Annotated in this window: 22 protein-coding genes and 1 riboswitch; of the genes, 11 read left to right on the top strand and 11 right to left on the bottom strand. The window is 67.8% G+C overall.

Features of this window, described 5'->3' with window-relative positions; genetic code table 11:
• Positions 1-28: 28 nt before the first annotated feature.
• The gene (locus tag KGQ91_RS00465; protein WP_224419982.1) at positions 29-340 is read left to right on the top strand and encodes a YqfO family protein; all 312 of its coding nucleotides are present in this window, start codon (positions 29-31) and stop codon (positions 338-340) included.
• A 192-nt stretch (positions 341-532) separates the two neighbouring features.
• Here KGQ91_RS00465 and KGQ91_RS00470 read toward each other — a convergent pair whose 3' ends face one another.
• A complete protein-coding gene (locus KGQ91_RS00470) occupies positions 533-1,090 on the bottom strand; it encodes an NUDIX hydrolase (RefSeq protein ID WP_224419983.1) in 558 nt (185 codons plus the stop codon).
• 76 nt (positions 1,091-1,166) lie between these two features.
• Between KGQ91_RS00470 and KGQ91_RS00475 the strand changes: the two genes are divergently transcribed.
• Both KGQ91_RS00475 and KGQ91_RS00480 read left to right on the top strand, forming a co-directional pair.
• Positions 1,167-1,802: a CoA pyrophosphatase gene (locus tag KGQ91_RS00475; RefSeq protein ID WP_224419984.1), complete on the top strand. Its 636-nt coding sequence runs from the start codon at positions 1,167-1,169 to the stop codon at positions 1,800-1,802.
• 69 nt (positions 1,803-1,871) lie between these two features.
• Positions 1,872-2,510 (top strand): 2OG-Fe(II) oxygenase, encoded by a 639-nt coding sequence (locus tag KGQ91_RS00480; RefSeq protein ID WP_224416681.1) that lies wholly within the window; start codon positions 1,872-1,874, stop codon positions 2,508-2,510.
• A gap of 48 nt (positions 2,511-2,558) precedes the next feature.
• Here the strand turns inward: KGQ91_RS00480 and KGQ91_RS00485 are convergent, their stop codons facing one another.
• Complete coding sequence (locus KGQ91_RS00485) at positions 2,559-3,344, bottom strand: enoyl-CoA hydratase-related protein (protein ID WP_224416680.1); 786 nt, start codon at positions 3,342-3,344, stop codon at positions 2,559-2,561.
• An 88-nt stretch (positions 3,345-3,432) separates the two neighbouring features.
• Positions 3,433-4,827, bottom strand: a complete 1,395-nt coding sequence (locus tag KGQ91_RS00490) for an MFS transporter (RefSeq protein ID WP_224416679.1) — start codon at positions 4,825-4,827, stop codon at positions 3,433-3,435.
• Between the two features lie 269 nt (positions 4,828-5,096).
• Here KGQ91_RS00490 and KGQ91_RS00495 point away from each other — a divergent pair, with 269 nt between their 5' ends.
• The 5 genes from KGQ91_RS00495 to KGQ91_RS00515 all read left to right on the top strand — a co-directional run bounded on the left by KGQ91_RS00495 (position 5,097) and on the right by KGQ91_RS00515 (position 8,667).
• Complete coding sequence (locus tag KGQ91_RS00495; RefSeq protein ID WP_224416678.1) at positions 5,097-5,477, top strand: VOC family protein; 381 nt, start codon at positions 5,097-5,099, stop codon at positions 5,475-5,477.
• 21 nt (positions 5,478-5,498) lie between these two features.
• The gene (locus KGQ91_RS00500; protein ID WP_224416677.1) at positions 5,499-5,861 is read left to right on the top strand and encodes a DUF4870 family protein; all 363 of its coding nucleotides are present in this window, start codon (positions 5,499-5,501) and stop codon (positions 5,859-5,861) included.
• A 73-nt stretch (positions 5,862-5,934) separates the two neighbouring features.
• Positions 5,935-6,867: a lysophospholipid acyltransferase family protein gene (locus tag KGQ91_RS00505; protein WP_224416676.1), complete on the top strand. Its 933-nt coding sequence runs from the start codon at positions 5,935-5,937 to the stop codon at positions 6,865-6,867.
• A 67-nt stretch (positions 6,868-6,934) separates the two neighbouring features.
• Positions 6,935-8,146, top strand: coding sequence for a PQQ-dependent sugar dehydrogenase (locus tag KGQ91_RS00510; protein ID WP_224416675.1), 1,212 nt, complete (start codon positions 6,935-6,937; stop codon positions 8,144-8,146).
• A gap of 2 nt (positions 8,147-8,148) precedes the next feature.
• Complete coding sequence (locus KGQ91_RS00515) at positions 8,149-8,667, top strand: methylated-DNA--[protein]-cysteine S-methyltransferase (protein WP_224416674.1); 519 nt, start codon at positions 8,149-8,151, stop codon at positions 8,665-8,667.
• Here the strand turns inward: KGQ91_RS00515 and KGQ91_RS00520 are convergent.
• Positions 8,658-9,584 carry a DMT family transporter gene (locus KGQ91_RS00520; RefSeq protein ID WP_163649186.1) on the bottom strand — a complete coding sequence of 309 codons (927 nt, stop codon included), beginning with the start codon at positions 9,582-9,584 and terminating at the stop codon, positions 8,658-8,660. The genes KGQ91_RS00515 and KGQ91_RS00520 overlap by 10 nt on opposite strands.
• A gap of 150 nt (positions 9,585-9,734) precedes the next feature.
• Positions 9,735-9,855, top strand: a riboswitch (TPP riboswitch).
• Between the two features lie 71 nt (positions 9,856-9,926).
• Here KGQ91_RS00520 and thiC point away from each other — a divergent pair.
• Positions 9,927-11,828, top strand: a complete 1,902-nt coding sequence (gene thiC, locus KGQ91_RS00525; protein ID WP_224416673.1) for a phosphomethylpyrimidine synthase ThiC — start codon at positions 9,927-9,929, stop codon at positions 11,826-11,828.
• Positions 11,829-12,049: 221 nt separating this feature from the next.
• Here the strand turns inward: thiC and KGQ91_RS00530 are convergent, their stop codons facing one another.
• On the bottom strand, positions 12,050-14,602 hold the full coding sequence (locus KGQ91_RS00530) for a heavy metal translocating P-type ATPase (RefSeq protein ID WP_224419985.1): 2,553 nt from the start codon (positions 14,600-14,602) through the stop codon (positions 12,050-12,052).
• 156 nt (positions 14,603-14,758) lie between these two features.
• On the opposite strand from KGQ91_RS00530, the gene KGQ91_RS00535 reads away from it, so the two are divergent.
• Positions 14,759-15,811 (top strand): L,D-transpeptidase family protein, encoded by a 1,053-nt coding sequence (locus KGQ91_RS00535; protein ID WP_224419986.1) that lies wholly within the window; start codon positions 14,759-14,761, stop codon positions 15,809-15,811.
• On the opposite strand, the gene KGQ91_RS00540 is transcribed toward KGQ91_RS00535, so the two are convergent.
• Positions 15,778-16,701, bottom strand: coding sequence for a DMT family transporter (locus tag KGQ91_RS00540; protein ID WP_163649188.1), 924 nt, complete (start codon positions 16,699-16,701; stop codon positions 15,778-15,780). The two genes, KGQ91_RS00535 and KGQ91_RS00540, sit on opposite strands and share 34 nt — an antisense overlap.
• 178 nt (positions 16,702-16,879) lie before the next feature.
• Here KGQ91_RS00540 and KGQ91_RS00545 point away from each other — a divergent pair, with 178 nt between their 5' ends.
• Positions 16,880-18,004: an aminotransferase class V-fold PLP-dependent enzyme gene (locus tag KGQ91_RS00545; RefSeq protein ID WP_163649189.1), complete on the top strand. Its 1,125-nt coding sequence runs from the start codon at positions 16,880-16,882 to the stop codon at positions 18,002-18,004.
• Positions 18,005-18,124: 120 nt separating this feature from the next.
• Here KGQ91_RS00545 and cyoE read toward each other — a convergent pair whose 3' ends face one another.
• From cyoE to cyoA, 5 genes are read right to left on the bottom strand one after another with little or no spacing between them, the layout of a single operon-like run.
• Complete coding sequence (gene cyoE / locus KGQ91_RS00550) at positions 18,125-19,012, bottom strand: heme o synthase (RefSeq protein WP_163649190.1); 888 nt, start codon at positions 19,010-19,012, stop codon at positions 18,125-18,127.
• A gap of 13 nt (positions 19,013-19,025) precedes the next feature.
• Positions 19,026-19,352 carry a cytochrome o ubiquinol oxidase subunit IV gene (gene cyoD / locus KGQ91_RS00555; RefSeq protein WP_163649191.1) on the bottom strand — a complete coding sequence of 109 codons (327 nt, stop codon included), beginning with the start codon at positions 19,350-19,352 and terminating at the stop codon, positions 19,026-19,028.
• 1 nt (position 19,353) lies between these two features.
• The gene (locus KGQ91_RS00560) at positions 19,354-19,968 is read right to left on the bottom strand and encodes a cytochrome o ubiquinol oxidase subunit III (protein ID WP_163649192.1); all 615 of its coding nucleotides are present in this window, start codon (positions 19,966-19,968) and stop codon (positions 19,354-19,356) included.
• 1 nt (position 19,969) lies between these two features.
• Positions 19,970-21,949, bottom strand: coding sequence for a cytochrome o ubiquinol oxidase subunit I (cyoB, locus tag KGQ91_RS00565; protein ID WP_224419987.1), 1,980 nt, complete (start codon positions 21,947-21,949; stop codon positions 19,970-19,972).
• A gap of 4 nt (positions 21,950-21,953) precedes the next feature.
• Complete coding sequence (cyoA, locus tag KGQ91_RS00570) at positions 21,954-22,871, bottom strand: ubiquinol oxidase subunit II (RefSeq protein ID WP_224419988.1); 918 nt, start codon at positions 22,869-22,871, stop codon at positions 21,954-21,956.
• Positions 22,872-23,094: the final 223 nt, after the last annotated feature.

Raw genomic sequence — 23,094 nt, forward strand, 5'->3', positions numbered from 1 at the left:
CGATTCCCCCGACAGTCAGGAGCCCTGCATGTACAAGCTTGCCTTCTTCGTCCCCGTGGCGGATGCCGAGACGGTCAAGGAAGCGGTGTTCGCCACCGGCGCGGGCCGCATCGGCGACTACGAGGCGTGCTGCTTCCAGACCCGCGGCACCGGACAGTTCCGCCCGCTCGCCGGCGCCGACCCGCACATCGGCCGGGTCGGCGAGCTCGAGCACGTCGAGGAACTGAAGGTGGAACTGGTGTGCGAGGACGGCCGCATCCGCGACGCCGTGGCCGCCCTCAGGACCGCTCACCCCTACGAGGAACCGGCCTACGAGGTGTGGCGGCTGGAAGATCTATAGTCGGAAGTAAGCATTAACGCTGATCATGCTATTCAGAGGGTGTTTACAAAACAGTCGAACGACGGCAAGACAAGGCGAAATTGTCCGAGAAAGCGGACTGGGCTCGCACGCGAGTTTACGAACAGTAAATGAGCATTTCGAGGTCAATTTCAACGCAGTATTGCCGAGTGCAGACGTTTTGCAGGCTCCCTATCAGGCACTGCCGAAGTAGCGCTCCCGGTCCTCGGGGCTGATATCGCTCATGTGCAATGGATAGGCGCCGTGCCGGCGATCGCTGAAATAGTGGCGCAGGGTACGCTCGATGGTCGGGAAGGCCAGCTCGTCCCAGGGGATCTCGTCCTCGCCGAACAGCGCCACCTCGAGGCTTTCCGGCCCGGCGGCGAAGCCGCCTTCCAGGTCGGCGAGGAAGATCATGAAGACCTGATTGATGTGCGGCAGGTTGATCAGGGTATAGAGGCCGTGGATCGCCACCTCGGCACAGGCTTCCTCGCGGGTCTCGCGAGCGGCGGCCTCGAGCGTGGTCTCGGCGTTCTCCATGAAGCCGGCGGGCAGGGTCCAGTAGCCGCGCCGCGGGGCGATGGCACGCCGGCAGAGCAGGATGCGGCCGTCGTGGACCGGCAGCGTCCCGGCGACGATGCGCGGGTTCTGGTAGTGGATGCTGCCGCAGGCATCGCACAGGTAACGGGGCCGATCATCGCCCTCGGGGATGGCGAAGCGCACGGGTTCGCCGCAGTGGCTGCAGAAGTTCATGAGGTCCTCTTGCGGCAGGCGAGCATTGACGGCCCGGAGGTAGCTGGGTACAAGGAACAAAATCCGCGGAACATCCATGTTAGAGAAACTCCACGAGCGCCTGCAAGCGCACACGCCCCGTCGACTCAACCCGGCCCTCCCCCAGGCGGCCGTGCTGATCCCGCTGGTCACGCGACCGGTGCCGACCCTGCTGTTCACGCGGCGTGCCGGCCACCTGCACCAGCACGCCGGCCAGGTCGCCTTCCCGGGCGGCAAGCGCGATCCCGGTGACCCCGACCTGCTGAGCACCGCGCTGCGCGAGGCCGAGGAGGAGGTCGCCCTGCCCCCCGGGCGGGTACGCCTGCTCGGCCGGCTGAGCGACGTGCTGTCGCTGCACGGGCTGAGCGTCACCCCCTTCGTCGGCCTCATCCCCCCGGACCTGCCGCTGCGCCCGCAGCTCGACGAGCTCGACACCATCTTCGAGGTGCCGCTGTCGCTGTTTCTCGAGGACCGCCGCAGCCATACCGATGTCATCACCGTCAACGGCCAGTCCTGCTATGTGCCCAGCTACACCGCCGAGGGCCATGTCATCTGGGGGCTGTCGGCGATGATGCTGGTGGAGCTGCTCGCCGAGGGCTTCGGCTGCCCGGTCAGCCTCGACGCGCCCCCTCCCGGCAGCCGCCTGCACCACCATCCGGAACGGCGCCGCTCGGTTCCCGATATCGATGACTGAGCCGCGCAGCATGTCGCGTCGGCCCCTTCGCAACCGTTACCCTCGCCTCACGTTATGGATGCCTTGCCGATGACCCTGGATGCCGCGACGCTCAACCGCCTGATCGACGGCCTGGTCGACCACGGCCACTTCGTCGGCCCCGACGTGGTCGATGCCGGGCTGTGCCGCGCCCTGCACGACGAGCTGGACCATCTCGCTGCCCACGACGGCCTGAAGGCGGCCGGCATCGGCCGCGGCGAACAGCATCAGTTGCGCCGCGACATCCGCGGCGACGCGATTCGCTGGCTGACCCGCGACAGCCAGGCCCAGCGCGACTACCTGGCACTGATGGACGACCTGCAGCGGCAGATCAACCGCACCCTCTACCTCGGCCTGTTCGAGTTCGAAGCGCATTTCGCCCGCTACCCGCCGGGCACCTTCTACCGCACCCATGTCGACAGCTTCCAGGGGCGTGCCAACCGGGTGATCTCGACGGTGCTCTACCTCAACCCCGGCTGGCCGGACGACGGCGGCGGCGAGATGGTCATCTACGCCGACGACGCCAGCCGCGAGCTGGTTCGCATCCCGCCCGAGTCCGGCACCTTCGTCTGCTTTCTCGCCGACCGGGTGCCCCACGCGGTGCTGCCGACGCGTCACCCCCGCGCCAGCATCGCCGGCTGGTTCCGCCGCAACGCCTCGCTGGGCGGCCATGTCGACCCTGCCCGCTGAGGCCGGCAGGAAGCCGCCCGTCGCCTGCCGGCACAGCGAGGAGGCCGATTAGCCCGCGTCGCCGAAACGCGCGGGACGCTTCTCGACGAAGGCGCTCATGCCCTCGTGCTGCTCGGTGCCGGCGAAGCCCAGCGCGAACAGGCTGGTCTCCAGCGCCAGGGCACTGTCCAGCGGCTGATTCATGCCGTCGTGCACCGCCTGCTTGGCGGCGCGCACCGCCTGCGGGCCGTTGGCGCCGAGCTGCCCGGTGAGCTCGTCGACCAGGGTTTCCAGCTCCTCCCGGGGCACCACCCGGTTGACCAGCCCGATGCGCAGGGCCTCGGCGGCATCGATCCGGCGCCCGGTGGTGATCAGGTCCAGGGCCATGGCCGGGCCGACGCGTCGCGGCAGGCGCTGGGTGCCGCCGAAGCCCGGGATCACGCCCAGCCCCACCTCGGGCTGGCCGAAGACGGCATTGTCGCCGGCCACCGCCCAGTCGCAGGCCAGCGCCAGCTCGCAGCCCCCGCCCAGGCAATAGCCGTTGACCAGTGCCACCACCGGCACCGGCAGCCGCTCCAGGCGCTTCAGGGTGGCCAGGGCGTTGACGGCGAAGCGGCGAGCCTGGTCGGGGGTCTTGTCGCGCATCTCGGCGATGTCCGCCCCGGCCACGAAGGCCTTGTCACCGGCCCCGGTGATCAGCACCGCCCGCAGGTCGCCGCGCGCCTCCAGGGCGGCCAGGACGGCATCCAGCTCGCCGAGCAGCTCGCTGTTCAGGGCGTTGAGCGCCCGGGGCCGATTCAGGGTCAGCCGGACCACGCCGGCGGTGTCCTCCTGCAGGACCAGTGCCTCTTCCATCACCCTCTCCTCATCAGTCGCATGATCCCTGGAGAATAGGTGCCCGGCTTTCGCTCCCGCCATTACCGAAAAGCCGCAAGCGGCCGGGTCACTCGCTGTCCGCATGGCTGACTCGCGGCCGCGTGGCGGTCGCCGCGTCGTGCGCCTCCGACGCGTCCGCCTCCGGCTCGGCCACGCTGACGGCGTCCGGCTCGGCGACCGGCACATCGGGCACCAGCCCGGAAAGATCCTCGATGTGCTCGTGCTCGATCGCCCCCTGCACCAGCGCCTCGGTCACGTTGAGCTCGGCACCCACCACCGTCTGCGGGGGATTGGGCGTGAACGGCGCCATCGGCACCGGGGCGGGCCGTCGGCTGCGTCGCCAGGTGAAGAACAGGGCCAGGAAGGCGCCCACCCCGGCCAGCGCGGCGAACAGCCCGGCGTCGCCCGTGCCGGCGATCACCGCGGTGATCAGCGGCGGGCTGACCACCGAGCCCAGGGCGTTGATCAGCAGCAGGCCCTGGCTCATGCGCACCAGCGCCCCGGCCGGCGCCCGGTCCGCGGCATGACTGACGGCGACCGGGTACAGGGCGAAGATCCCGCCGCCCAGCAGGAACAGCAGTCCCGCCAGCCCAAGAGGCTGCGTGGCCAGCGAGATCACCCCCAGCGACAGCGCCAGGCAGGCCAGGCCGATCAGGATCAGCACCAGCTGGCGATCATGGCGATCCGACCAGCGGCCGATCGGGTACTGCAGCAGCATGCCGCCGAGCACCACCACCGCCATCATGAGGCCGATACGTTCCACCGCCAGGCCGCTGCGCTGCAGGTACAGCGGCAGCAGCGAATAGACTGCCGCCACCGCCACTCCCGAACCGAAGCACCCCATCACGCCGGTCGGCGTCAGCCGGATCAGCCGCAGCGGCGGCAGCGGCTCGGCATGCTCGATCAGCGGCGAGACCCGCGGGATCACCGCCATGGGCAGCACCGACAGCGAGGCCAGCAGGCCGACGATCATGAAGGGCGCCTGTATCCCCGCGCCCTCGGCGGCCCCCAGCAGCAGCTGGCCGACCACGCCGGCCCCGTACAGCGCGATCATGTACATCGCCAGCAGCCGACCGCGCACCCGAGGGTCCGCGGCGGTCAGCAGCCAGCTCTCGATGACCAGATAGACCCCCACCGTCGCCCAGCCGCCGATCAGGCGCAGCCCGAACCACCAGTACGGATTCAGCCACAGCCCGGCGAGCAGTACCGTGACCGCCACCAGCGAGGCGAAGCCGGCATAGGCGCGGATATGGCCGATGCGCAGCAGCAGCCGGTCGTTGAGCATGGCACCGATCGCCAGGCCGATGAAGTAGGCCGACGATACCCAGCCGATGGTCGGCGCCGAGGCGCCGGCGGCGTCCAGCCGCAGGGTGATCAGGGTGGCCAGAAAGCCATTGCCGATGCCCAGGATGAATAGCCCCAGCAGGGGAGCCAGGGCCATGGCCAGCAACTGTGATGACATGCGCGATGCCTCGAGCGCGAATGGGAGCCAGTCGGGAATGGGCGCCCGCACCATGCCGACGGGGGAGTCGGGCCGAGCACCGCGCGCGACTATACGTGGGTATGGACCCGGCGCAAAGCGTTTTCCAGGCGTGGCCGCGCGTCGGTTCCGCTTGCGCCGACAAGGCCGGACGGGACAGGATATCTCAGGCGCTCTGCCGACCGATCATCGATCGTGCGGCGTGTCGGCCGTTGCGGCCACATGCACGCACTGCCACGGGGGAAGACATCATGCTAGCGGGCCTGGATCATCTGGTCGTCGTGGTCACCGACATATCCCGAGCCGTGGACTTCTACACCCGCGTGCTGGGCCTGGAGGTGCGCTACCGCGATATCGAGCGGGTCGACCTGATGCTGGGCGACCTCGCCCTGCGTCTGCATCAGGTGGATACCACCATCACGCCGCGTGCCGGCTGCCCCACGCCCGGCAGCCTGGACATCTGCTTTCGCAGCCTGCTACCGCTGGAGTCGGTGCAGGCCCATCTCGAGGCGCTCGACATCGAGCTCGAGGCCGGCCCCGTGGCGCGTCAGGGGGCGTCCGGGCCGATCGTGTCGCTGTACCTGCGCGATCCGGACAACAACCTGATCGAGCTCTGCCGCCCCGAACGCTGACCCCGACCCACAAGGAGCCTCATGATGGCCCGTGACCCCGTCGCCGACACCCCGCACTCCTCGGATACCACCATGCCGCTGGTGGTCTACATCCTGCTGCTGGCCGGCTTCGTGGTGGGCATCACGCCGTTGATCGGCGTGGTGATCGCCTACGTCTACCGCGGCAAGGGGCCGGCGTGGCGCGATGCCCACTACCGCTACCAGATCCGCACCTTCTGGATCGGCCTGCTCTACAGCCTCGTCGCCGTCGCGCTGTCGCTGCTCGGCATCGGCCTGCTGGCGATGATCGTGCTGGCCGCCTGGCTGATCGTGCGCTGCGTGAAGGGCATGATGGCCCTGCAGGAACGCCGGCCGCCGGCCCGGGTCACCACCTGGGCCTGGTAGATCGCCGGGCGGCTGATACTCGCCCGGTATCCGCGCTATACTGCCCCGCTTTGTGAGCCGTGATAGCCGTTCCATGAGCGAGACATCCCGTTCGAGCCTTCTCAAGGCCCGCGCCATCCAGGCCCTGTGGCACCTGCTGTCGCACGGGTCGCCGGCCACCCTGTGGCGCCTGGCCCGCTGCCTGGGACCGCTGGTGCACCGCTTCAGCCCCCGTGAGCGCCAGGTGACCGAGGCCAACCTGCAGGTCGCGTTTCCCGACCAGGAGGCGTCGACGCGCCGCCGCCTCGCCCGCGACAGCCTGCGCCACTCCTCGGCGACGATGCTCGAGCTGGGGCTGGCCTGGATGGCGCCGCCGGCCCGGGTCGAGCGGACGATCCGCGCCGTCCACGGTCGCGAGCTGCTGGATGCGGCGCGCGCCGAGGGGCGCGGCGTGATCGTCCTGGCGCCGCACTTCGGCAACTGGGAAGTCCTCAACTTCTGGCTGTCCAGCCACTTTCCCTTCACCGCCATGTATGAACCCCCCAAGCTCGACGCGCTCGACCCGGTCATCCGTGCCGGCCGCGAACGCATGGGGGCCTCGCTGGTGCCCACCAACCCGCGCGGCGTCGCCGCCCTGCTCAAGGCGCTCAAGCGCTGCGAGGCGGTGGGCATCCTGCCCGACCAGGAACCGGACTGGCGCGGCGGCGTCTTCGCCGACTTCTACGGCCGCCCTGCCTACACCGCCACCCTGCTGCCCAAGCTGGTGGCGCGCACCCGGGCTCGGGTGGTCACCGGGGTCGCCCGACGCACCGCCGGCGAGGGCTTCGAGATCCACTTCCTGGATGCCGACGCCCGCGTCTATGACGCCGACGAGACCCTCGCCGCCCGCGGTGTCAACGCCAGCGTCGAGGCGGTCATCGCGCTCGACCCCGCCCAGTACCAGTGGGAATACAAGCGCTATCGCAAGACCCCCCAGGAACAGCAGGACGACCCCGACCATCGTCGCTATCGGCTCTATCATCGCTGACTCGCTGCCCCCGGTGACGGGCAGCGGCTACACTGGCGAGACGCATCCACGCTTCCGGAGGTTGTGCATGGCGGCCCGGCTCCCCGCTCGCATCCGGCGCGGCGCGCTGTTCGCCGCGCTGCTGATGGCCCCCCTTGTAACCACACTCGCCGAGGCACAGCCCGCGGCCCGGGAGACGCTCGCCGTGACCGGCACCCCTCGACGCCTCGAGGCGCCGGCCGGCGTGCACATCGACAAGCGGGTCGCGCTCGACTATCCCCGCCTGATCAGCCTGGGGCAGGACGGCGAGATGTTCATCGGCAGCAAGGCCGGCATCGTCTATCGGCTGAGGCCGCCCTATGACAGGGCGCAGGAACTGGTCCGCCTCGACGACTACCCGCACAGCGCCGTGCGTCGCGGCGACGCCCTCTACGTGGCCACCACCGACGCCCTGCTGCGTGCCGACTATCACACGGGGGCAGCCCTCACCGCCGCCGACTTCCGCGAGGTGGCGGCGATCCCCGGGGGCGGCGGCCACAACTCGCGCTCGCTGAGCCTCGGTCCCGACGGCCGGCTCTATGTCTCGCTGGGCATCCAGGGCAACTGCTCGAACCAGTACCTGGGCAGCGGCTACGGGCCCGACCGGCGGCGCGGCGGCGTGATGGTGCTCGACGAGAGCGGCGCCGAGCCCGTCTGGCGGCCCTACGTCAGCGGCCTGCGCAATCCCGTCGGCCTGGCCTGGCGCGACGACGCCACCCTCTACGCCAGCAACAACGGCCCCGACCACTGGGGCTTCGAGCGTCCCCGCGAGGTGCTGGTGCGCGCCGAGCCGGGGCGTTTCTTCGGCATGCCCTGGTTCCAGTGGATCGATAACAAGGTGACGCGCGACGACTGCATCGGTGTCGCTCCGCCGAAACCGGCAAGCGAAGTCACGCCACCGGTCGCCACCTTCCCGGCGCGCAGCGCCCCGATGGGGCTGGCCTTCCTGCCCGACGGCCACCCGCTCGGCGTCGACCTGATCGTCGCACTTCACGGCAGCTGGGCCACCGCTCCCACCGGCGGCGCGGGCGGCGATCCGGCGACGCGCCGTGAACCGGCGCTGATGGGCGTGCGTCTGGACAAGACCGGCCGCCACGGCGAGGCGGTGCCGCTGGTCACCGGCTTCCAGGACGCCGCGGGCCGGCGCTGGGCCCGCCCGGTGGGCGTCGCGGTGGGGCCCGACGGCGCCGTCTACTTCACCAGCGATAGCGGCGAGACCGGGCTCTACCGGCTGACCGTCGACACCTCAGGGGAGAATTGACCATGCTCAGGCAATCCCGCATGCACTCGCCGCTCGGCGAGATGCTGCTGCGCGCCGAGGGCGACGCCCTTACCGGGGTCTATTTCGTCGGCCAGCGCCACTATCCCAACGACATTCTCGGCGACATCGACGACGCGGCCACCGGCGACGCCCCCCTGCTTGCCGAGGCCGGGGCCCAGCTCGATGCCTATTTCGCCGGGCGCCTCGAGCGCTTCTCGCTGCCGCTCGCGCCGTCGGGCAGCGACTTCCAGCAGCGCGTCTGGCAAGCCCTCGCCACCATTCCCTACGGCGAACGCGCAACCTACGGCGAACTCGCCCACCGGCTGGGGCTGGCGCCCGGCGCGGCCCGCGCGGTGGGTACCGCCGTCGGACGCAACCCGCTGACCATCGTGGTGCCCTGCCACCGGGTGGTCGGCAGCAAGGGCGCCCTGACCGGCTACGCCGGGGGGCTGGAACGCAAGCGCGCGCTGCTCGACCTCGAGGCCGGGCAGCGCGTCGAACCCGGTGTGGCTCAAGCCTGATCGCCGGCACCCGGCGCTGCACCTGCCCGCCGTGGTGCCGGCTTGAAGAGGATCAGCCACAGCGCCACGGCGATCAGCGCGCCGCCGATGCCGTGGGCCAGGGTCACCCGCTCGCCGAGGAACAAGGCCCCCCAGAGCACGCCGAACGCCGGCACCAGCATGGTCACCGTCAGTGGCTTGACCGGCCCCAGCTCCTGCAGCAGGCGGAAGTAGAGCAGATAGGCCAGCGCCGTGCAGGCCAGCCCCAGCGCCAGCATTGCGCCCCAGACGTCGGGTTGTACCCAGGTCGACAGCGACGGCCGGGTCGCGACCTCGGTCACCATCAACGGCGCCAGCGCCAGGCTCGCGCCGAGCTGGGTGCCCAGCGCCAGCAACCGCGAATCCAGCCCGCCCCGCTCGGCGATGAAGCGCTTGACCAGAAAGCCCGACAGCCCGTAGCAGCCCGCCGCCACCAGGCAGGCCAGCGCACCGCCCGCAAGCTGCCAGCTCAAGGGTACCGGGCCGGCCTGCACCAGCACGCCGACGCCCACCACGCCCAGAGAGACGCCAATCAGCCGCTCGCGGGTCATTGCCTCGGAAAAGAAGGCCGCGCCGATCATCACCCCCATCAGGGGCGTGGTGGCGTTGAACATCGCCGAATAGCCGGCCGGGAGCACTTGGGCGGCGAGACAGAACATCGCGAAGGGCACCCCGGAGTTGACCACACCGATCAGCAGCGTGGCCCGCCCCCTGCCCTGGAAGCGCCACGGCACACGCAACACCGCGAGAATCGCCATCAGCCCCAGCGCCCCCAGCAGCACACGGAAGAAGGCGGTGGAGAAGGCGCCCAGTGCCGGTGCAGCGATGCGCATGAACAGAAAGCTCGCACCCCATAGGGCGGAAAGCAGCAACAGGCGAAGCGAGGCATCCAGTGGCATGGCGGGTTCCCGGCGTAGTGATCGAATCGACGCTTATATTACCCGCAATGCCGCGCCGCGACCGGTCGCTTTCGGCCAACGAAGCCTCACCGCAGCCGCTTGACCCGCCGCCCGCCCTGCACCAGACTGCTCCGGCGCGTGAATTGCGCGCAACGCTTGACGGGGTGCCGGTGGAACCGGCTGAGATCACCCTATGCCCGCGGGCATCACGGTGGATCCCGATGAACCTGATCCGGCTAGTACCGGCGTAGGGATCAAGCGAAGGATCCGCCTGGCCGCCACTATTCCAGGCTCCTTCCCGCCTACGCTGTGCGCCGCCCAGACCGTGTGGAGCACAAGAGCATGTCCAACGATACCTCCCTGACCCGCCACGCCCTGGCCGAGACCGCGCGTGTCGACGCCGCCGCCATCCGCCCGCTGCCCGGCTCGCGCAAGGTCTATATCGAGGGCTCGCGGCCCGATATCCGCGTCCCTTTCCGCGAGATCGGCCTGTCGCCGACCCGCACCTCCGGCGCCGACGAGGAGAACCCGCCGCTGCTGGTCTACGACACCTCCGGCCCCTACACCGACCCGGAGGCCGCCATCGACCTGCGCAAGGGGCTCCCCGAGCTGCGTCGCGCCTGGATCGAGGCCCGCGACGACACCGAGTACCTCGACGGCCCGACCTCCGAGTACGGCCGCCGCCGAGCCAACGACCCGCGCCTGGCCAACCTGCGCTTCGATCTCCAGCGCACCCCGCGCCGCGCCCGGGACGGCAGGAACGTCACCCAGCTGCACTATGCGCGTCAGGGTATCATCACCCCCGAGATGGAATTCATCGCCATTCGCGAGAATCAGCGGCGCCAGGCGCTGGGCACGGACGAGGTCGAGCGCATCCTCGGCCACCAGCACCCGGGCGAGACCTTCGGCGCCCGCCTGCCGGAAGAGATCACCCCCGAGTTCGTGCGCGACGAGGTCGCCGCCGGCCGGGCGATCATCCCCGCCAACATCAACCACCCGGAGTCCGAGCCGATGATCATCGGCCGCAATTTCCTGGTGAAGATCAACGGCAATCTCGGCAACTCGGCGGTGACCTCCTCCATCGAGGACGAGGTCGACAAGATGACCTGGGGCATCCGCTGGGGCGCGGACACCATCATGGATCTGTCCACCGGGCAGAACATCCACGAGACCCGCGAGTGGATCATCCGCAACGCCCCGGTGCCGATCGGCACCGTGCCCATCTACCAGGCGCTGGAGAAGGTCGGGGGCGTGGCCGAGAACCTGACCTGGGAGATCTTCCGCGACACCCTGATCGAGCAGGCCGAGCAGGGCGTGGACTACTTCACCATCCATGCCGGCGTGCTGCTGCGCTATGTGCCGCTGACCGCCAGGCGCACCACCGGCATCGTCTCGCGCGGCGGCTCGATCATGGCCAAGTGGTGCCTCTATCATCACCGCGAGAGCTTCCTCTACGAGCACTTCGAGGAGATCTGCGAGATCTGCAAGCGCTACGACGTCGCCTTCTCGCTGGGCGACGGCCTGCGCCCGGGCTCGGTGGCGGACGCCAACGACGCGGCCCAGTTCGCCGAGCTCGAGACGCTGGGCGAGCTGACCCGCATCGCCTGGAAGCACGACGTCCAGGTGATGATCGAGGGCCCCGGCCACGTGCCCATGCACCTGATCAAGGAGAACATGGACAAGCAGCTTGCCGAGTGCGACGAGGCGCCCTTCTACACCCTGGGGCCGCTGACCACCGACATCGCGCCGGGCTACGACCACATCACCTCCGGCATCGGCGCGGCGATGATCGGCTGGTACGGCTGCGCCATGCTCTGCTACGTCACGCCCAAGGAGCACCTGGGCCTGCCCAACAAGGACGACGTCAAGACCGGCATCATCACCTACAAGATCGCCGCCCACGCCGCCGACCTGGCCAAGGGCCACCCGGCCGCCCAGCGTCGCGACAACGCCCTGTCCAAGGCGCGCTTCGAGTTCCGCTGGGAGGACCAGTTCAACCTGGGGCTGGACCCCGACACCGCCCGCGAGTACCACGACGAGACCCTGCCCAAGGACTCCGCCAAGGTGGCCCACTTCTGCTCGATGTGCGGGCCCAAGTTCTGCTCGATGAAGATCAGCCAGGAGGTCCGCGACTACGCGAAGGACAAGGGCCTCGAGGGCGATCGCGAGGCGGTCGAGCGCGGCATGGCGGAACAGGCCGAGAAGTTCCGCGAGCAGGGCGCCGAGCTGTACAGGGAAGTGTAAGCTTCCGTTATAGCGTCATTGATGACTAAACGTCTCTTCACACAAGGCGAGCACAGTACGGTGCTGATCCGGCGACCGGTCTACGAGGGGGCGCTGTAAATCCATCCCTGGACGCTACCGGCGCCGTCCCTGGCGCCGGACCCCCTCTCCGACCTGTCCCCGGCGCACCTCGACGGAAACTCGAACACAGCCTTGGCTCGCCACTAACGACAACCGCCTATTCACACTTCCACCGGCGATCCACTCGCCGGTGCTTCCCTCTGAGCCGGCTGCGATGCCTCTGCGCCGACGCGCGCCCGCAGCAGGCGCAACGCATTGAGCGTGACCAGCACGGTCGCCCCGGTATCGGCGAGGATCGCCAGCCACAGCCCGGTGATGCCCAGCACGGTGGTGACCAGGAAGATTCCCTTCAGGCCCAGCGCGATGGCGATGTTCTGACGGATGTTGGCCATGGTCTCGCGGGCCAGGCCGATCATCGCCGCCACGTCGCCCACCCGGTTGCGCAGCAGCGCGCCGTCGGCGGTCTCCAGCGCCACGTCGGTGCCCGAGCCCATCGCCACGCCGACGTGCGAGGCGGCCAGCGCCGGGGCATCGTTGATGCCGTCGCCGACCATCATCACCCGCTCGCGCGCGGCCAGCTCGCGGATCATTGTCACCTTGTCGTCGGGCAGCAGCCCGGCACGATGCTCGAGCCCCATGTCGCCGGCGATTGCCGCCGCCGTGCGCGGATTGTCGCCGGTGAGCATCAGCGAGCGTACCCCCATGGCATCGAGCGCACGCACCCCCTCGATGGCGTCGCGGCGGGGCTCGTCGCGCAGGGCGATCAGACCGACCGCCACGGCGTCATCGAGCACCACCACCGCGGTCTTGCCGGCCTGCTCGCACTCGGCGATGCGCGCACTCAGCGTCTCCGGCAGCGCGACCTGCTCGGCGGCACACCGCGGCGAGACAACCTGCACACGCCGTCCTGCCAGCCGCGCCGCCATGCCCTGCCCGGCGATGGCCGTCGCCTCGCTCGCCCGGGTCAATGACAGCCCGCGTTCCTGTGCGTGCCGGAGAATCGCCTCGGCCAGCGGGTGGCTGGAATCCTGCTCGACACTCGCGGCCAGTGCGGCGACGGCGTCGCTCCCGTTCCGTTCGTCGACGGCCACGATGTCGGTGACCACCGGCCGCCCGGCGGTCAGGGTTCCGGTCTTGTCGAAGGCCACCACCTCGGCCCGGGCGGCGGTCTCGATCACCGCCCCGCCCTTGAGCAGCAGGCCGTGACGCGTGCCCACCGACAGCGCCGAGGCGATCGACGCCGGCACCGAGATCACCAGCGCGCAGGGGCAGCCGATCAGCAGCAGCGCCAGGGCGCGATAGGTCCACTCGCCCCAGGCCCCGCCGACGGCCAGCGGCGGAATCACGGCGACCAGCACCGCGATGCCCACCACCACCGGCATGTAGACGCGGCTGAAGCGGTCGATGAAGCGTTCGGTGGGCGCACGGGCCTCCTGGGCTTCCTCCACCAGGCGGATGATCCGCGCGATGGTGTTGTCCTCGGGCGGGCGGGTCACGCGGATGCGCAGCACGGCATCGCGGTTGATCGACCCGGCATAGACGCTGGCCTCCGCCCCCTTGGCCACCGGTACCGACTCGCCGGTCACCGGCGATTCGTCGATCGCCGAGTCGCCCTCGAGGATCTCGCCATCGGCGGGAATCCGGTCGCCGGGGCGTACCACCACCACCTGGCCGACCTTGAGCTGCGCCGCATCCACCGAGCGGGTCTCGCCGGAGTCGGTCTCGAGCCGGGCGCGGCGGGGCACCAGGTCAGCCAGCGAACGGATGCCCGCCCGGGCCCGGTCGGCGGCCACGCCCTCGAGGATCTCGCCGATCGAGAACAGGAAGATCACCAGCGCCGCCTCCCCGGCGGCACCGATGACCAGGGCGCCGCCGGCGGCGAGGGTCATCAGCATCTCGATGGTGAACGGCATGCCGACCCGCGCCGCGGTCAGCGCGCGCCGGGCGATCGGCACCAGCCCTACCAGACAGGCGGCGAAGAAGCCCCAGTAGGCCACCGTGTCATCGGTAGCCAGTCGCAACAGCGTCGCGGCGGCCAGCGCCCCGCCACTGGCCAGCACCAGCCGCCCCTTGCCGGTGGCGTACCAGCGCGGGCGCGACGCTTCGACCGCTCCGGCCTCGCTGGCCGAGGTCTCGCTGCGCGGTGTCGCCGTGTAACCCAGCTGGCGCACCGTGGTCGTGACCGTCTCGGCCGAGGTCCGGGCCTCGTCCAGCGACAGCGAGAGGGTCTCGTTGATCACCGAGACGCGAATGTCGCCGACCCCGGGCAGTTTCTCCAGCGCGCCGCGAATCGTCGCCGCGCAGCTCGGGCAGTCCATGCCGCCCACCGACCATACCCGCTGCCCCTCGCCGGGTGCCGCTGCGGCCTCGTCCGCGTCAGGTTCATGGCCACCGCAACAGCCGCCGGCAGCGTGATCATGGTCATGTCCCGAGCCGCCGTCACCGCCATGTTCGGCACCCTGGCACCCCGTTTGGGACGCGATGCGGCGGATGCCGTAGCCCAGCCGCTCGACGGTCGACTCGACCGTTTCCGGACTCGCCTGCTCGCCTTCCAGCTCGAGGGACAGGCGTTCCTTGATCACCGAGACCTGCACGTCGCTCACCCCTTTCAGGCGCTCCAGGGCACCGCGAATCTTGCCCGCGCAACTCGGACAGTCCATGCCCTCGATGCGCCACTGGTGATGATGGGTCGTCGATTGCTTCACTGCAGCCATTCGCAAGCGCCCTCGTGTCGTCGGCGGTATCCTGATGTCAGGAGGCTATTGTCTGTAGTTGCTACAGACTCAAGCCCCGACCGTCATGGACCCCGACGACGCCTTGCGGTAGCTTAGGCGGCTCGTGATTCCACGGTTCCAAGGAAGAGACAGTCGATGCAATCCCAGCGATTTCGGCGGATCGCCGCGGCCCTGATGGGGAGCGCCCTGCTCCTGTGCGGCGTCGCGACGGCCCGGGCGGCCGAGGATGCGCCCCCCGTCGGCCACTACCCGTTGCCCGAAGCGAGCGACATCGTCGGACACCCCCGGGTGGTCACGGCCAGCCATGACGATACCGTGGTGGATATCGGCCTGAACCACGGCATCGGCTTCGATGCCATGCGCCTGGCCAACCCGACGCTCAACATGTGGCTGCCCGGCGAGGGTACCGAGGTGGTGGTGCCGACCCGCTTCATCCTGCCGCCCGGCCCCCGCGAGGGCGTGGTGATCAACCTCGCCGAGAAGCGCCTCTACTACTATCCGCCGACCGGCGAGGACGAGCCCGCCCGGGTGGAAACCTATCCCGTCGGCGTGGGGCGCATGGACTGGCAGACGCCGCTGGGCACCACCACCATCACCACCAAGATCGAGAATCCGGCCTGGTACCCGCCGCAGAGCATCCGCGAGGAACGCGCCAGGACCGGCAAGCCGGCGCTGCCGCGGGTGGTGCCGGCCGGCCCGGACAACCCGCTCGGCGACTACGCCATGCTGCTCGACATCCCCGGCTACATGATCCACGGCACCAACCGGCCGCGCGGCGTGGGCATGCAGGTCTCCCACGGCTGCATCCGCATGCTGCCCCGGGACATCGACAACCTGGTGCATCGCCTCCCCGACGGCACCCAGGTTCGTATCATCAATCAACCGGTCAAGCTTGGCTGGGACAACGGCCTTCTGTACGCCCAGATCTATCCGCCCGCCGAGGGCGAGAGCCAGGCACAGGAAGTCAGCGATGCCCTGGCGGCGGTAAACAAGGCGGTCAAGGGCAAGGATTTTCTGGTGGACTACGCGCACCTGATGGCGGAGCTGAAGTCACCCAGCGGCCGGGTCACGCCGCTGCTGCTCGAGGGCCGCCCCTTCCCGCTGCCCGAACCGGTACCGACCTTCCTCGACCGGGTCGACGCCGTGCAAGGCCTCTACGATCGCCTGCCCGGCGCTCTCGCCGGCTGAGAGCTGGATCGCCGGGCGCGCGTGGTCAACAGTACCCCGGCGATCACCACCAGGCTGCCGAGGATCTGGGCGGGCAGGATCACCTCGCCCAGCAGCCACCAGGCGCCGAGCATGGTGAACACCGGCAGCAGGTTGAGAAAGACCGCCGCCTGCGACGGCCCGACATCGGCGATGGCGCTGTTGTAGAGCAGCAGCGCCACCACCGACGGGAAGACGCCGAGATAGGCCAGCCCCAGCCACTGTTCGCCGGTCAGTACCAGCGGTTCCGGGCGCAGCAGGTTCTCGATCCAGGCGATCGGCCCCATCACCGCCGTGGCGATGACCAGCATCACCAGCAGCCCGCCATAGCGCGGGAACTTGGCCATGTGCGACTTGACCAGCAGCGAGTAGCCGACCCACACCAGCACCGCCAGCAGCATTACCGCATCACCGCCGTTGACCCCGGCCAGGCCAGCGCCGGCCGCACTGCCCAGGGTGATCACCGCCACCGCGCCCGCCAGCGACAGCACCACCCCCACCCATTGCGCCGTTCGCGGGCGCTCGCCCATCAGCAGCACGCTGAACAGCAGCGTCACCACCGGGATCAGGCTCTCGAGAATCGACACGTTGGTGGGCGACGTATGGCCCAGGGCCACGTAGATCAGGGCGTTGAAGAAGGCCACCCCGGTCAGCGACAGGCCCACCAGCGGCTTCCAGTGACGGCGGAACAATGGCCAGTCACGCCGGGCCTGATGGGCACCGATGGGCAGCATGAGGCACAGGGCGATCGAGACCCGGCCGAAGGACAGGGTGAAGGGCGGCAGGTCGCTGAGCGCCTTGCCCACCAGGATATTGCCGGCAAAGATCACCACGGTCAGCAGCAGAAACAGATAGGGTCGCAGCGTCGTCACTCGGCTCTCCGGGCAGTCATCGTCGAACGCTTACGGTAACGCGGCGCACGCCGGGAAGGAATCACGCCCGGCGACGGCAAAAACCCCCGTGCCGCTCTGGTCGAAACCCCTGTCACCGAATACCCTGAATGCCTTCCCGCGTTTGTGTCGATTGTGGACTCTATTTAGGAGACGAAAGATGCCCGGCCTGCTTCCCGATGTCGATCCCGATGGCCTGCTCGAATATTCGGTGGTCTACACGGACCGTGCCCTGAATCACATGTCACAGGCCTTCCAGAATGTGATGCGCGACCTGTCGCGCTCCCTGAAGGCCGTCTACAAGGCCGAGGCGGTGGCCATCGTGCCCGGCAGCGGCACCTTCGGCATGGAGGCGGTGGCCCGCCAGTTCGCCACCGGCAAGCGCTGCCTGGTGCTCCGCAACGGCTGGTTCAGCTACCGCTGGACCCAGATCTTCGAGATGGGCGACATCCCCGCCGACAGCCAGGTGCTCAAGGCCCGGCGCCAGGACGACGGGGCCCGCGCGCCCTTCGCCCCGGCACCGATCGACGAGGTGGTGGCGCAAATCCATGCCGACAGGCCCGATCTGGTGTTCGCCCCCCACGTCGAGACCGCCAGCGGCATGCTGCTGCCCGACGACTACCTTCGCCGGGTCGCCGAGGCCGTCCACGCGGTCGGCGGGCTGCTGGTGCTCGACTGCATCGCCTCCGGCACCCTGTGGGTGGACATGCAGGCCACCGGCGTGGACATCCTGATCAGCGCCCCGCAGAAGGGCTGGAGCGCCTCGCCCTGCTGCGGCCTGGTGATGCTCGGCGCCGAGGCCCGCCGGCGCATCGAGGCCACCACCAGCACCAGCTTCGCCGCCGACCTGCGCAAGTGGCTGTCGATCATGGAGGCCTACGAGAACGGCGGCCACGCCTACCACGCGACCATGCCCACCGACGGCCTGACCCGGCTGCGCGACGTGATGGCCGAGGCCGAGGGCTACGGCCTCGAGCGGCTGCGCGACGCCCAGTGGGAGCTCGGCAATCGCGTGCGGGCGCTGCTCGTCGAGCGCGGCTTGCCCAGCGTGGCGGCCGAGGGCTTCCAGGCGCCGGGCGTGGTGGTCAGCTACACCGACGACGCCGGCCTCGCCGGGCGCTTCATGGCCGCCGGCCTGCAGGTCGCCGCCGGGGTGCCGCTGATGTGCGACGAGGGCGAGGACTTCCGGACCTTCCGCATCGGCCTGTTCGGCCTCGACAAGCTCTATGACGTCGAGCGCAGCGTGGCCACGCTGGAAAAGGCGCTGGACAGCCTGTCAGGGTAACGCGAGATGAGCAGGGGGCGCGACACCGCCCCCGTCGACCGGATCACGAGAGACAAGGATAAAAAAAGCCACACGCACGAGCGTGTGGCTTTTTCATGAATCGGCCGGGCATCGGCCGAATCAGCGCAGCGAGGTCCACAGCACCGGCGAGTCGGGCAGCTGGAAGTCGATCGACATCATCACGCTCAGAGCGGTGATGGTGAAGATCGAGAAGACGAAGACCTTCTTCGCCCAGGCCTCGTCGTTGCCGGACCGATAGCCGGCCAGCGCCATGTACAGCCAGTAGCCGCCCATCGCCGCGGCGATGATGAAGTAGCCGTACCCGGCATAGCCGGCCAGGCTCAGCATCAGCGTCGCCCCCAGGAAGGCCAGGATGTAGCCGATGATGTGGTGCTTGGCGGTCTTCACCCCCTTGAGCACCGGCAGCACCGGAATCGAGGCCGCCCGGTAATCCTTGAAGCGGAAGATGGCGATGGCGTAGGAGTGCGGCATCTGCCAGAGGCAGAAGATCAGCAGCAGGGTCAGCGCGCCGAGGTCGAACTGGTTGCTCACGGCCACATAGCCGACCACGGGTGGTGCCGCGCCGGACAGGCTGCCCACCAGGGTGCCGTAGACCGAATGGCGCTTGAGATAGAGGCTGTAGAGCCCGACATAGACGCCGAACCCGATGGCCGCGAACAGCACGGCCAGCAGGTTGGTTCCCCAATACAGGACCGAGAAGCCGGCGACCCCCAGCAGGGTCGCGAACACCAGCGTCGCCCGCGGCGAGACCAGCCCCTGGACGAGAACCCGGTCGCGGGTCCTCTCCATCAGGCGGTCGATGTCGCGATCAATGTAGTTGTTGAACGCGCACCCCGAGGCGATGACCAGTGCCAGCCCGACCACCGTGGCGAGAAGGAGGAGCGGGTCCACCTCCCCGCGGGCGGCGAGAAAGAACCCGCCGGCCACGGAGATCAGGTTGCCGAAGATGATCCCCGGCTTGGTCAGGGACAGATAGCGTTTGATCATCACGATCAGCCGCTCACATCATGTTGAGCATGAGGTTGTGCATGATCCAGATCGAGCCACCGACGATCAGCACCAGGATGATGCCCGCGAAGATGATGGCATTGAAGTTCCAGCCATCCTCGGACTTGGTATCCAGGTGCATGAACATGACCAGCTGAACGAGTACCTGCAGCACCGCCATGATCAGGATCGTCACGACCGTGGTCGAGGTGCTGAACCCGCCGCTCATCACCACGCCGAACGGGATCACCGTCAGCACGATCGACAGGATCAGGCCGGCCACGTAGGACTTGACGCTGCCGTGGCTGGCACCACCGGGTGCGTTGTGAGAACCACTCATATCACAGAACCCCCATCAGGTAGACGATGGTGAACACGCAGATCCAGACGATGTCCAGGAAGTGCCAGAACAGGCTCAGGCACATGATCCGCGGGCGAGTCACGTCGGTCAGCCCCTTGGTGGACACCTGGAAGATCATCACCAGGATCCAGATCAGGCCGAAGGTCACGTGGGTACCGTGGGTGCCGACCAGGGTGAAGAACGACGACAGGAAGGCACTGCGATCCGGGCCGAAGCCTTCCACGACCAGGTTATGGAACTCGTAGATCTCCATCCCCACGAAGCCGGCGCCCAGCAGGAAGGTGATCACCAGCCAGTTGCGCACCTGCTCGGTACGGTCGTCGTTCATGGCCAGCACGGCCATGCCGTAGGTGAAACTACTGAACAGCAGCAGGAAGGTCTCGACCAGCACGAACGGCAGTTCGAAGATCTCCTCGGGCGTCGGACCGCCCGCCGTGTTCGGCGAGAGCACGGCATAGGCGGCGAACAGTGACCCGAAGATGATCAGGTCACTCATCAGGTAGATCCAGAAACCGAAGACCTTGATGGCGCCGGTATCGTGGTGCTCATGCTCGGGAGCATGAGCGCTGTGGTTGGTGAGAGTATCGGTAGCCATATTACGCCTGCATCTCCAGCCGTTTGTGGTGCTCGCGTTCGATGCGCTCGACCTCCGCCGCGGGGACGTGGTAGTCGATATCGTCATTGAAGATGCGCATCAGGAAGGTCACGAACATCCCTGCGGCACTCAATGCGGCCAGCCACCAGATGTGCCAGATCAGGGCGAAGCCGAAGACGATACTGATGATGCCCATGATCGGACCCGCCGCGGTGTTCTTCGGCATGTGCACGTCGTGATACTGCGTCGGTGCCTGCGCGGCGAAGCCTTCCTGCTTCTTCATCTCCCAGAACTGGTCGATGGAGTTGACTTCCGGCAGATGCGCGAAGTTGTAGTACGGGGGCGGAGAGGACACGGCCCACTCCAGGGTACGGGCATCCCACGGGTCACCGGTGACATCGGCATTCTTCTCGCGATCACGGATACTGACGATCAGCTGGATCACGGTGCAGAGAATGCCCAGCAGGATGATGACGGCACCCACCCAGGCGACGATCATCAGCGGCTGCCAGCTGGCGTTCTCGTAGGACTGCATGCGCCGCATGGCCCCGTAGAAGCTCAGCACGTACAGCGGCATGAAGGCCATGTAGAAGCCGATCAGCCAGCACCAGAAGCTGCGCTTGCCCCACTTCTCGTCCAGCTTGAAACCGAACGCCTTGGGGAACCAGTAGGCATAGCCCGCCATCATGCCGAACACCACGCCGCCGATGATCACGTTGTGGAAGTGCGCGATCACGAACAGGCTGTTGTGCAGCACGAAGTTGGCGCCCGGGACGGCCAGCATCACGCCGGTCATGCCACCCAGGGTAAAGGTGATGATGAAGCCGAGGGTCCACAGCACCGGCGAGGTGAACTGCACCCGGCCGCGGTACATGGTGAACAGCCAGTTGAAGATCTTCACGCCCGTGGGTATCGCGATGATCATCGTGGCGATGCCGAAGAAGGCGTTGACGTTGGCGCCGGCGCCCATGGTGAAGAAGTGGTGCAGCCAGACCATGAACGACAGGATGGTGATCGCCACCGTCGCCCAGACCATGGTGTTGTAGCCGAACAGGCGCTTCTTGGAGAAGGTCGCGATGACCTCGGAGAAGACACCGAAGGCCGGCAGGATCAGGATGTACACCTCGGGGTGACCCCAGGCCCAGATCATGTTGACGTACATCATCTGGTTGCCGCCCAGGTCATTCGTGAAGAAGTGCATGCCCAGGTAGCGATCCAGCGTCAGCAGCGCGATGGTCGCGGTCAGGATCGGGAAGGAGGCGATGATCAGCACGTTGGTGCACAGCGCCGTCCAGGTGAAGATCGGCATGCGGAACAGCTTCATGCCCTTGGTGCGCATCTTCAGGATGGTGACGAAGAAGTTGATACCGGTCAGCGTGGTGCCGATCCCCGATATCTGCAGCGCCCATATCCAGTAGTCGACCCCGACGCCGGGACTGTAGGCCGTCTCCGACAGCGGCGCATAGGCCAGCCAGCCGGTCTTGGCGAACTCGCCGACCACCAGGGAGACGTTGACCAGCACGACACCCGCCGCGAACAGCCAGAAGCTCAGGTTGTTCATGAACGGGAAGGCCACGTCGCGGGCACCGATCTGCAGCGGTACTACCAGGTTCATCAGGCCGATGACCATGGGCATGGCGACGAAGAAGATCATGATCACGCCGTGGGCGGAAAAGATCTGGTCATAGTGCTCGGGCGGCAGATAGCCTTCGGAGCCGCCGGCGGCGATGGCCTGCTGGCTGCGCATCATGATCGCGTCGGCAAAGCCGCGGACCAGCATCACCAGGGCCACCAGGAAATACATGATGCCGAGCTTCTTGTGGTCGATGGAGGTGATCCACTCCGACCATAGATAGCCCCACTTGCGATAATAGGTGAGGAGGCCGACAACGGCGGCGCCGACGATCCCGATGACCGCCGCCGTCACCATGATGATCGGCTCGTGATAGGGTATCGCTTCTAAGCTGAGTTTTCCGAACATAACGTTACTCCGCTGCCTCCGCGCTCATGGCCACTTCGTCATGCTCTTCGGCATGCGCGCCTTGACCACCATCTCCATAACGGAAGCTGTCGATGATGTCTTTGTACAGACTCGGCGAGACGTTCGAGTAGTACTTAACCGGCACGTCCTCGCTCGGCTCGGCCAGCTGACGATAGCTGTCGGGGAACGACAGGGTGTCGTCGTTGGCGTTGCGGACCTTGTCGACCCAGGCCTGGAAGTCCTGCTCGGACGTGACATGCGCGTCGAAGGTCATCTCGGCGAAGCCGGCGCCACTGAAGTTGGTGGAGCGCCCCGGATAGGTGCCCGTCTTGTCGGCGATCAGGTGAACATCGTTGTCCATGCCGGCCATGGCATAGATCTGGCTGCCCAGCGTGGGGATCATGAAGGAGTTCATCACCGAACCGGAGGACACGCGGAAGTGCACCGGCGTATCCACCGGGAAGGCCACTTCATTGACGGTCGCGATGCCCTGTTCCGGATAGATGAACAGCCACTTCCAGTCGAGCGAGACGGCCTGGATCTCCAGGGTGTCTTCCTTGTCGGCCAGCGGCTTGTGCGGATCGAGCGAGTGCGACGTCTGCCAGGTGAGGATCGCCAGGAAGAAGATGATGACGCAGGGTATGAGCCACACCACCACTTCGATCTTGTTGGAGTGCGACCAGTCCGGTGCGTACTTGGCCATCAGGTTGCTGTGCCGATACCGCCAGGCGAACAGCAGCGTCATGACGATGACCGGAATCACGACGATCAGCATGAGACCGAACGCCGTCAGGATCAGCGACTTGAGCTCGCTGCCGACCTCCCCCTTGGGGGCCATCAATGCCGATCCGCAGCCACTCAACAGCAATGGCAACAGAAGCGGCAAGATGTTGAAAATACGTGGGTATTTCTTTTTCCTCATCTCGCGACCTCGTCAGAGCATGAAGACGACCACCGACAAATACCGCTGCGCCAGGTCTCGCGGGGAAACCTGGCGCAGGCGACGTTTGCCACGACGCCTGTCCGGCAAGTCGACAGGGCGGGTGCACTGTCCGGCAGTCGCTATTCAGGGATGGCGTGCTGGTGGGGATCCCAGCGAGCGTCGATAGGCTGATCTGCCCTTGCCGCAGAACGCGCGTATTGTC

The sequence above is a fragment of the Modicisalibacter tunisiensis genome (genome assembly GCF_020148005.1).
Taxonomy (GTDB): domain Bacteria; phylum Pseudomonadota; class Gammaproteobacteria; order Pseudomonadales; family Halomonadaceae; genus Modicisalibacter; species Modicisalibacter tunisiensis.

Coding starts and splice junctions, on each gene's coding strand:
- KGQ91_RS00470 (WP_224419983.1), bottom strand. CDS start 1,090: ATGAACTTCTGCAGCCACTGCGGCGAACCCGTGCGCTTCGCCATCCCC.
- KGQ91_RS00490 (WP_224416679.1), bottom strand. CDS start 4,827: ATGTCATCACAGTTGCTGGCCATGGCCCTGGCTCCCCTGCTGGGGCTA.
- KGQ91_RS00510 (WP_224416675.1), top strand. CDS start 6,935: ATGGCGGCCCGGCTCCCCGCTCGCATCCGGCGCGGCGCGCTGTTCGCC.
- KGQ91_RS00545 (WP_163649189.1), top strand. CDS start 16,880: ATGCCCGGCCTGCTTCCCGATGTCGATCCCGATGGCCTGCTCGAATAT.
- thiC (WP_224416673.1), top strand. CDS start 9,927: ATGTCCAACGATACCTCCCTGACCCGCCACGCCCTGGCCGAGACCGCG.
- KGQ91_RS00505 (WP_224416676.1), top strand. CDS start 5,935: ATGAGCGAGACATCCCGTTCGAGCCTTCTCAAGGCCCGCGCCATCCAG.
- KGQ91_RS00495 (WP_224416678.1), top strand. CDS start 5,097: ATGCTAGCGGGCCTGGATCATCTGGTCGTCGTGGTCACCGACATATCC.
- KGQ91_RS00465 (WP_224419982.1), top strand. CDS start 29: ATGTACAAGCTTGCCTTCTTCGTCCCCGTGGCGGATGCCGAGACGGTC.
- KGQ91_RS00500 (WP_224416677.1), top strand. CDS start 5,499: ATGATGGCCCGTGACCCCGTCGCCGACACCCCGCACTCCTCGGATACC.
- cyoE (WP_163649190.1), bottom strand. CDS start 19,012: ATGATCAAACGCTATCTGTCCCTGACCAAGCCGGGGATCATCTTCGGC.
- KGQ91_RS00520 (WP_163649186.1), bottom strand. CDS start 9,584: ATGCCACTGGATGCCTCGCTTCGCCTGTTGCTGCTTTCCGCCCTATGG.
- KGQ91_RS00530 (WP_224419985.1), bottom strand. CDS start 14,602: ATGGCTGCAGTGAAGCAATCGACGACCCATCATCACCAGTGGCGCATC.
- cyoD (WP_163649191.1), bottom strand. CDS start 19,352: ATGAGTGGTTCTCACAACGCACCCGGTGGTGCCAGCCACGGCAGCGTC.
- cyoA (WP_224419988.1), bottom strand. CDS start 22,871: ATGAGGAAAAAGAAATACCCACGTATTTTCAACATCTTGCCGCTTCTG.
- KGQ91_RS00535 (WP_224419986.1), top strand. CDS start 14,759: ATGCAATCCCAGCGATTTCGGCGGATCGCCGCGGCCCTGATGGGGAGC.
- KGQ91_RS00560 (WP_163649192.1), bottom strand. CDS start 19,968: ATGGCTACCGATACTCTCACCAACCACAGCGCTCATGCTCCCGAGCAT.
- KGQ91_RS00515 (WP_224416674.1), top strand. CDS start 8,149: ATGCTCAGGCAATCCCGCATGCACTCGCCGCTCGGCGAGATGCTGCTG.
- KGQ91_RS00485 (WP_224416680.1), bottom strand. CDS start 3,344: ATGGAAGAGGCACTGGTCCTGCAGGAGGACACCGCCGGCGTGGTCCGG.
- cyoB (WP_224419987.1), bottom strand. CDS start 21,949: ATGTTCGGAAAACTCAGCTTAGAAGCGATACCCTATCACGAGCCGATC.
- KGQ91_RS00475 (WP_224419984.1), top strand. CDS start 1,167: ATGTTAGAGAAACTCCACGAGCGCCTGCAAGCGCACACGCCCCGTCGA.
- KGQ91_RS00480 (WP_224416681.1), top strand. CDS start 1,872: ATGACCCTGGATGCCGCGACGCTCAACCGCCTGATCGACGGCCTGGTC.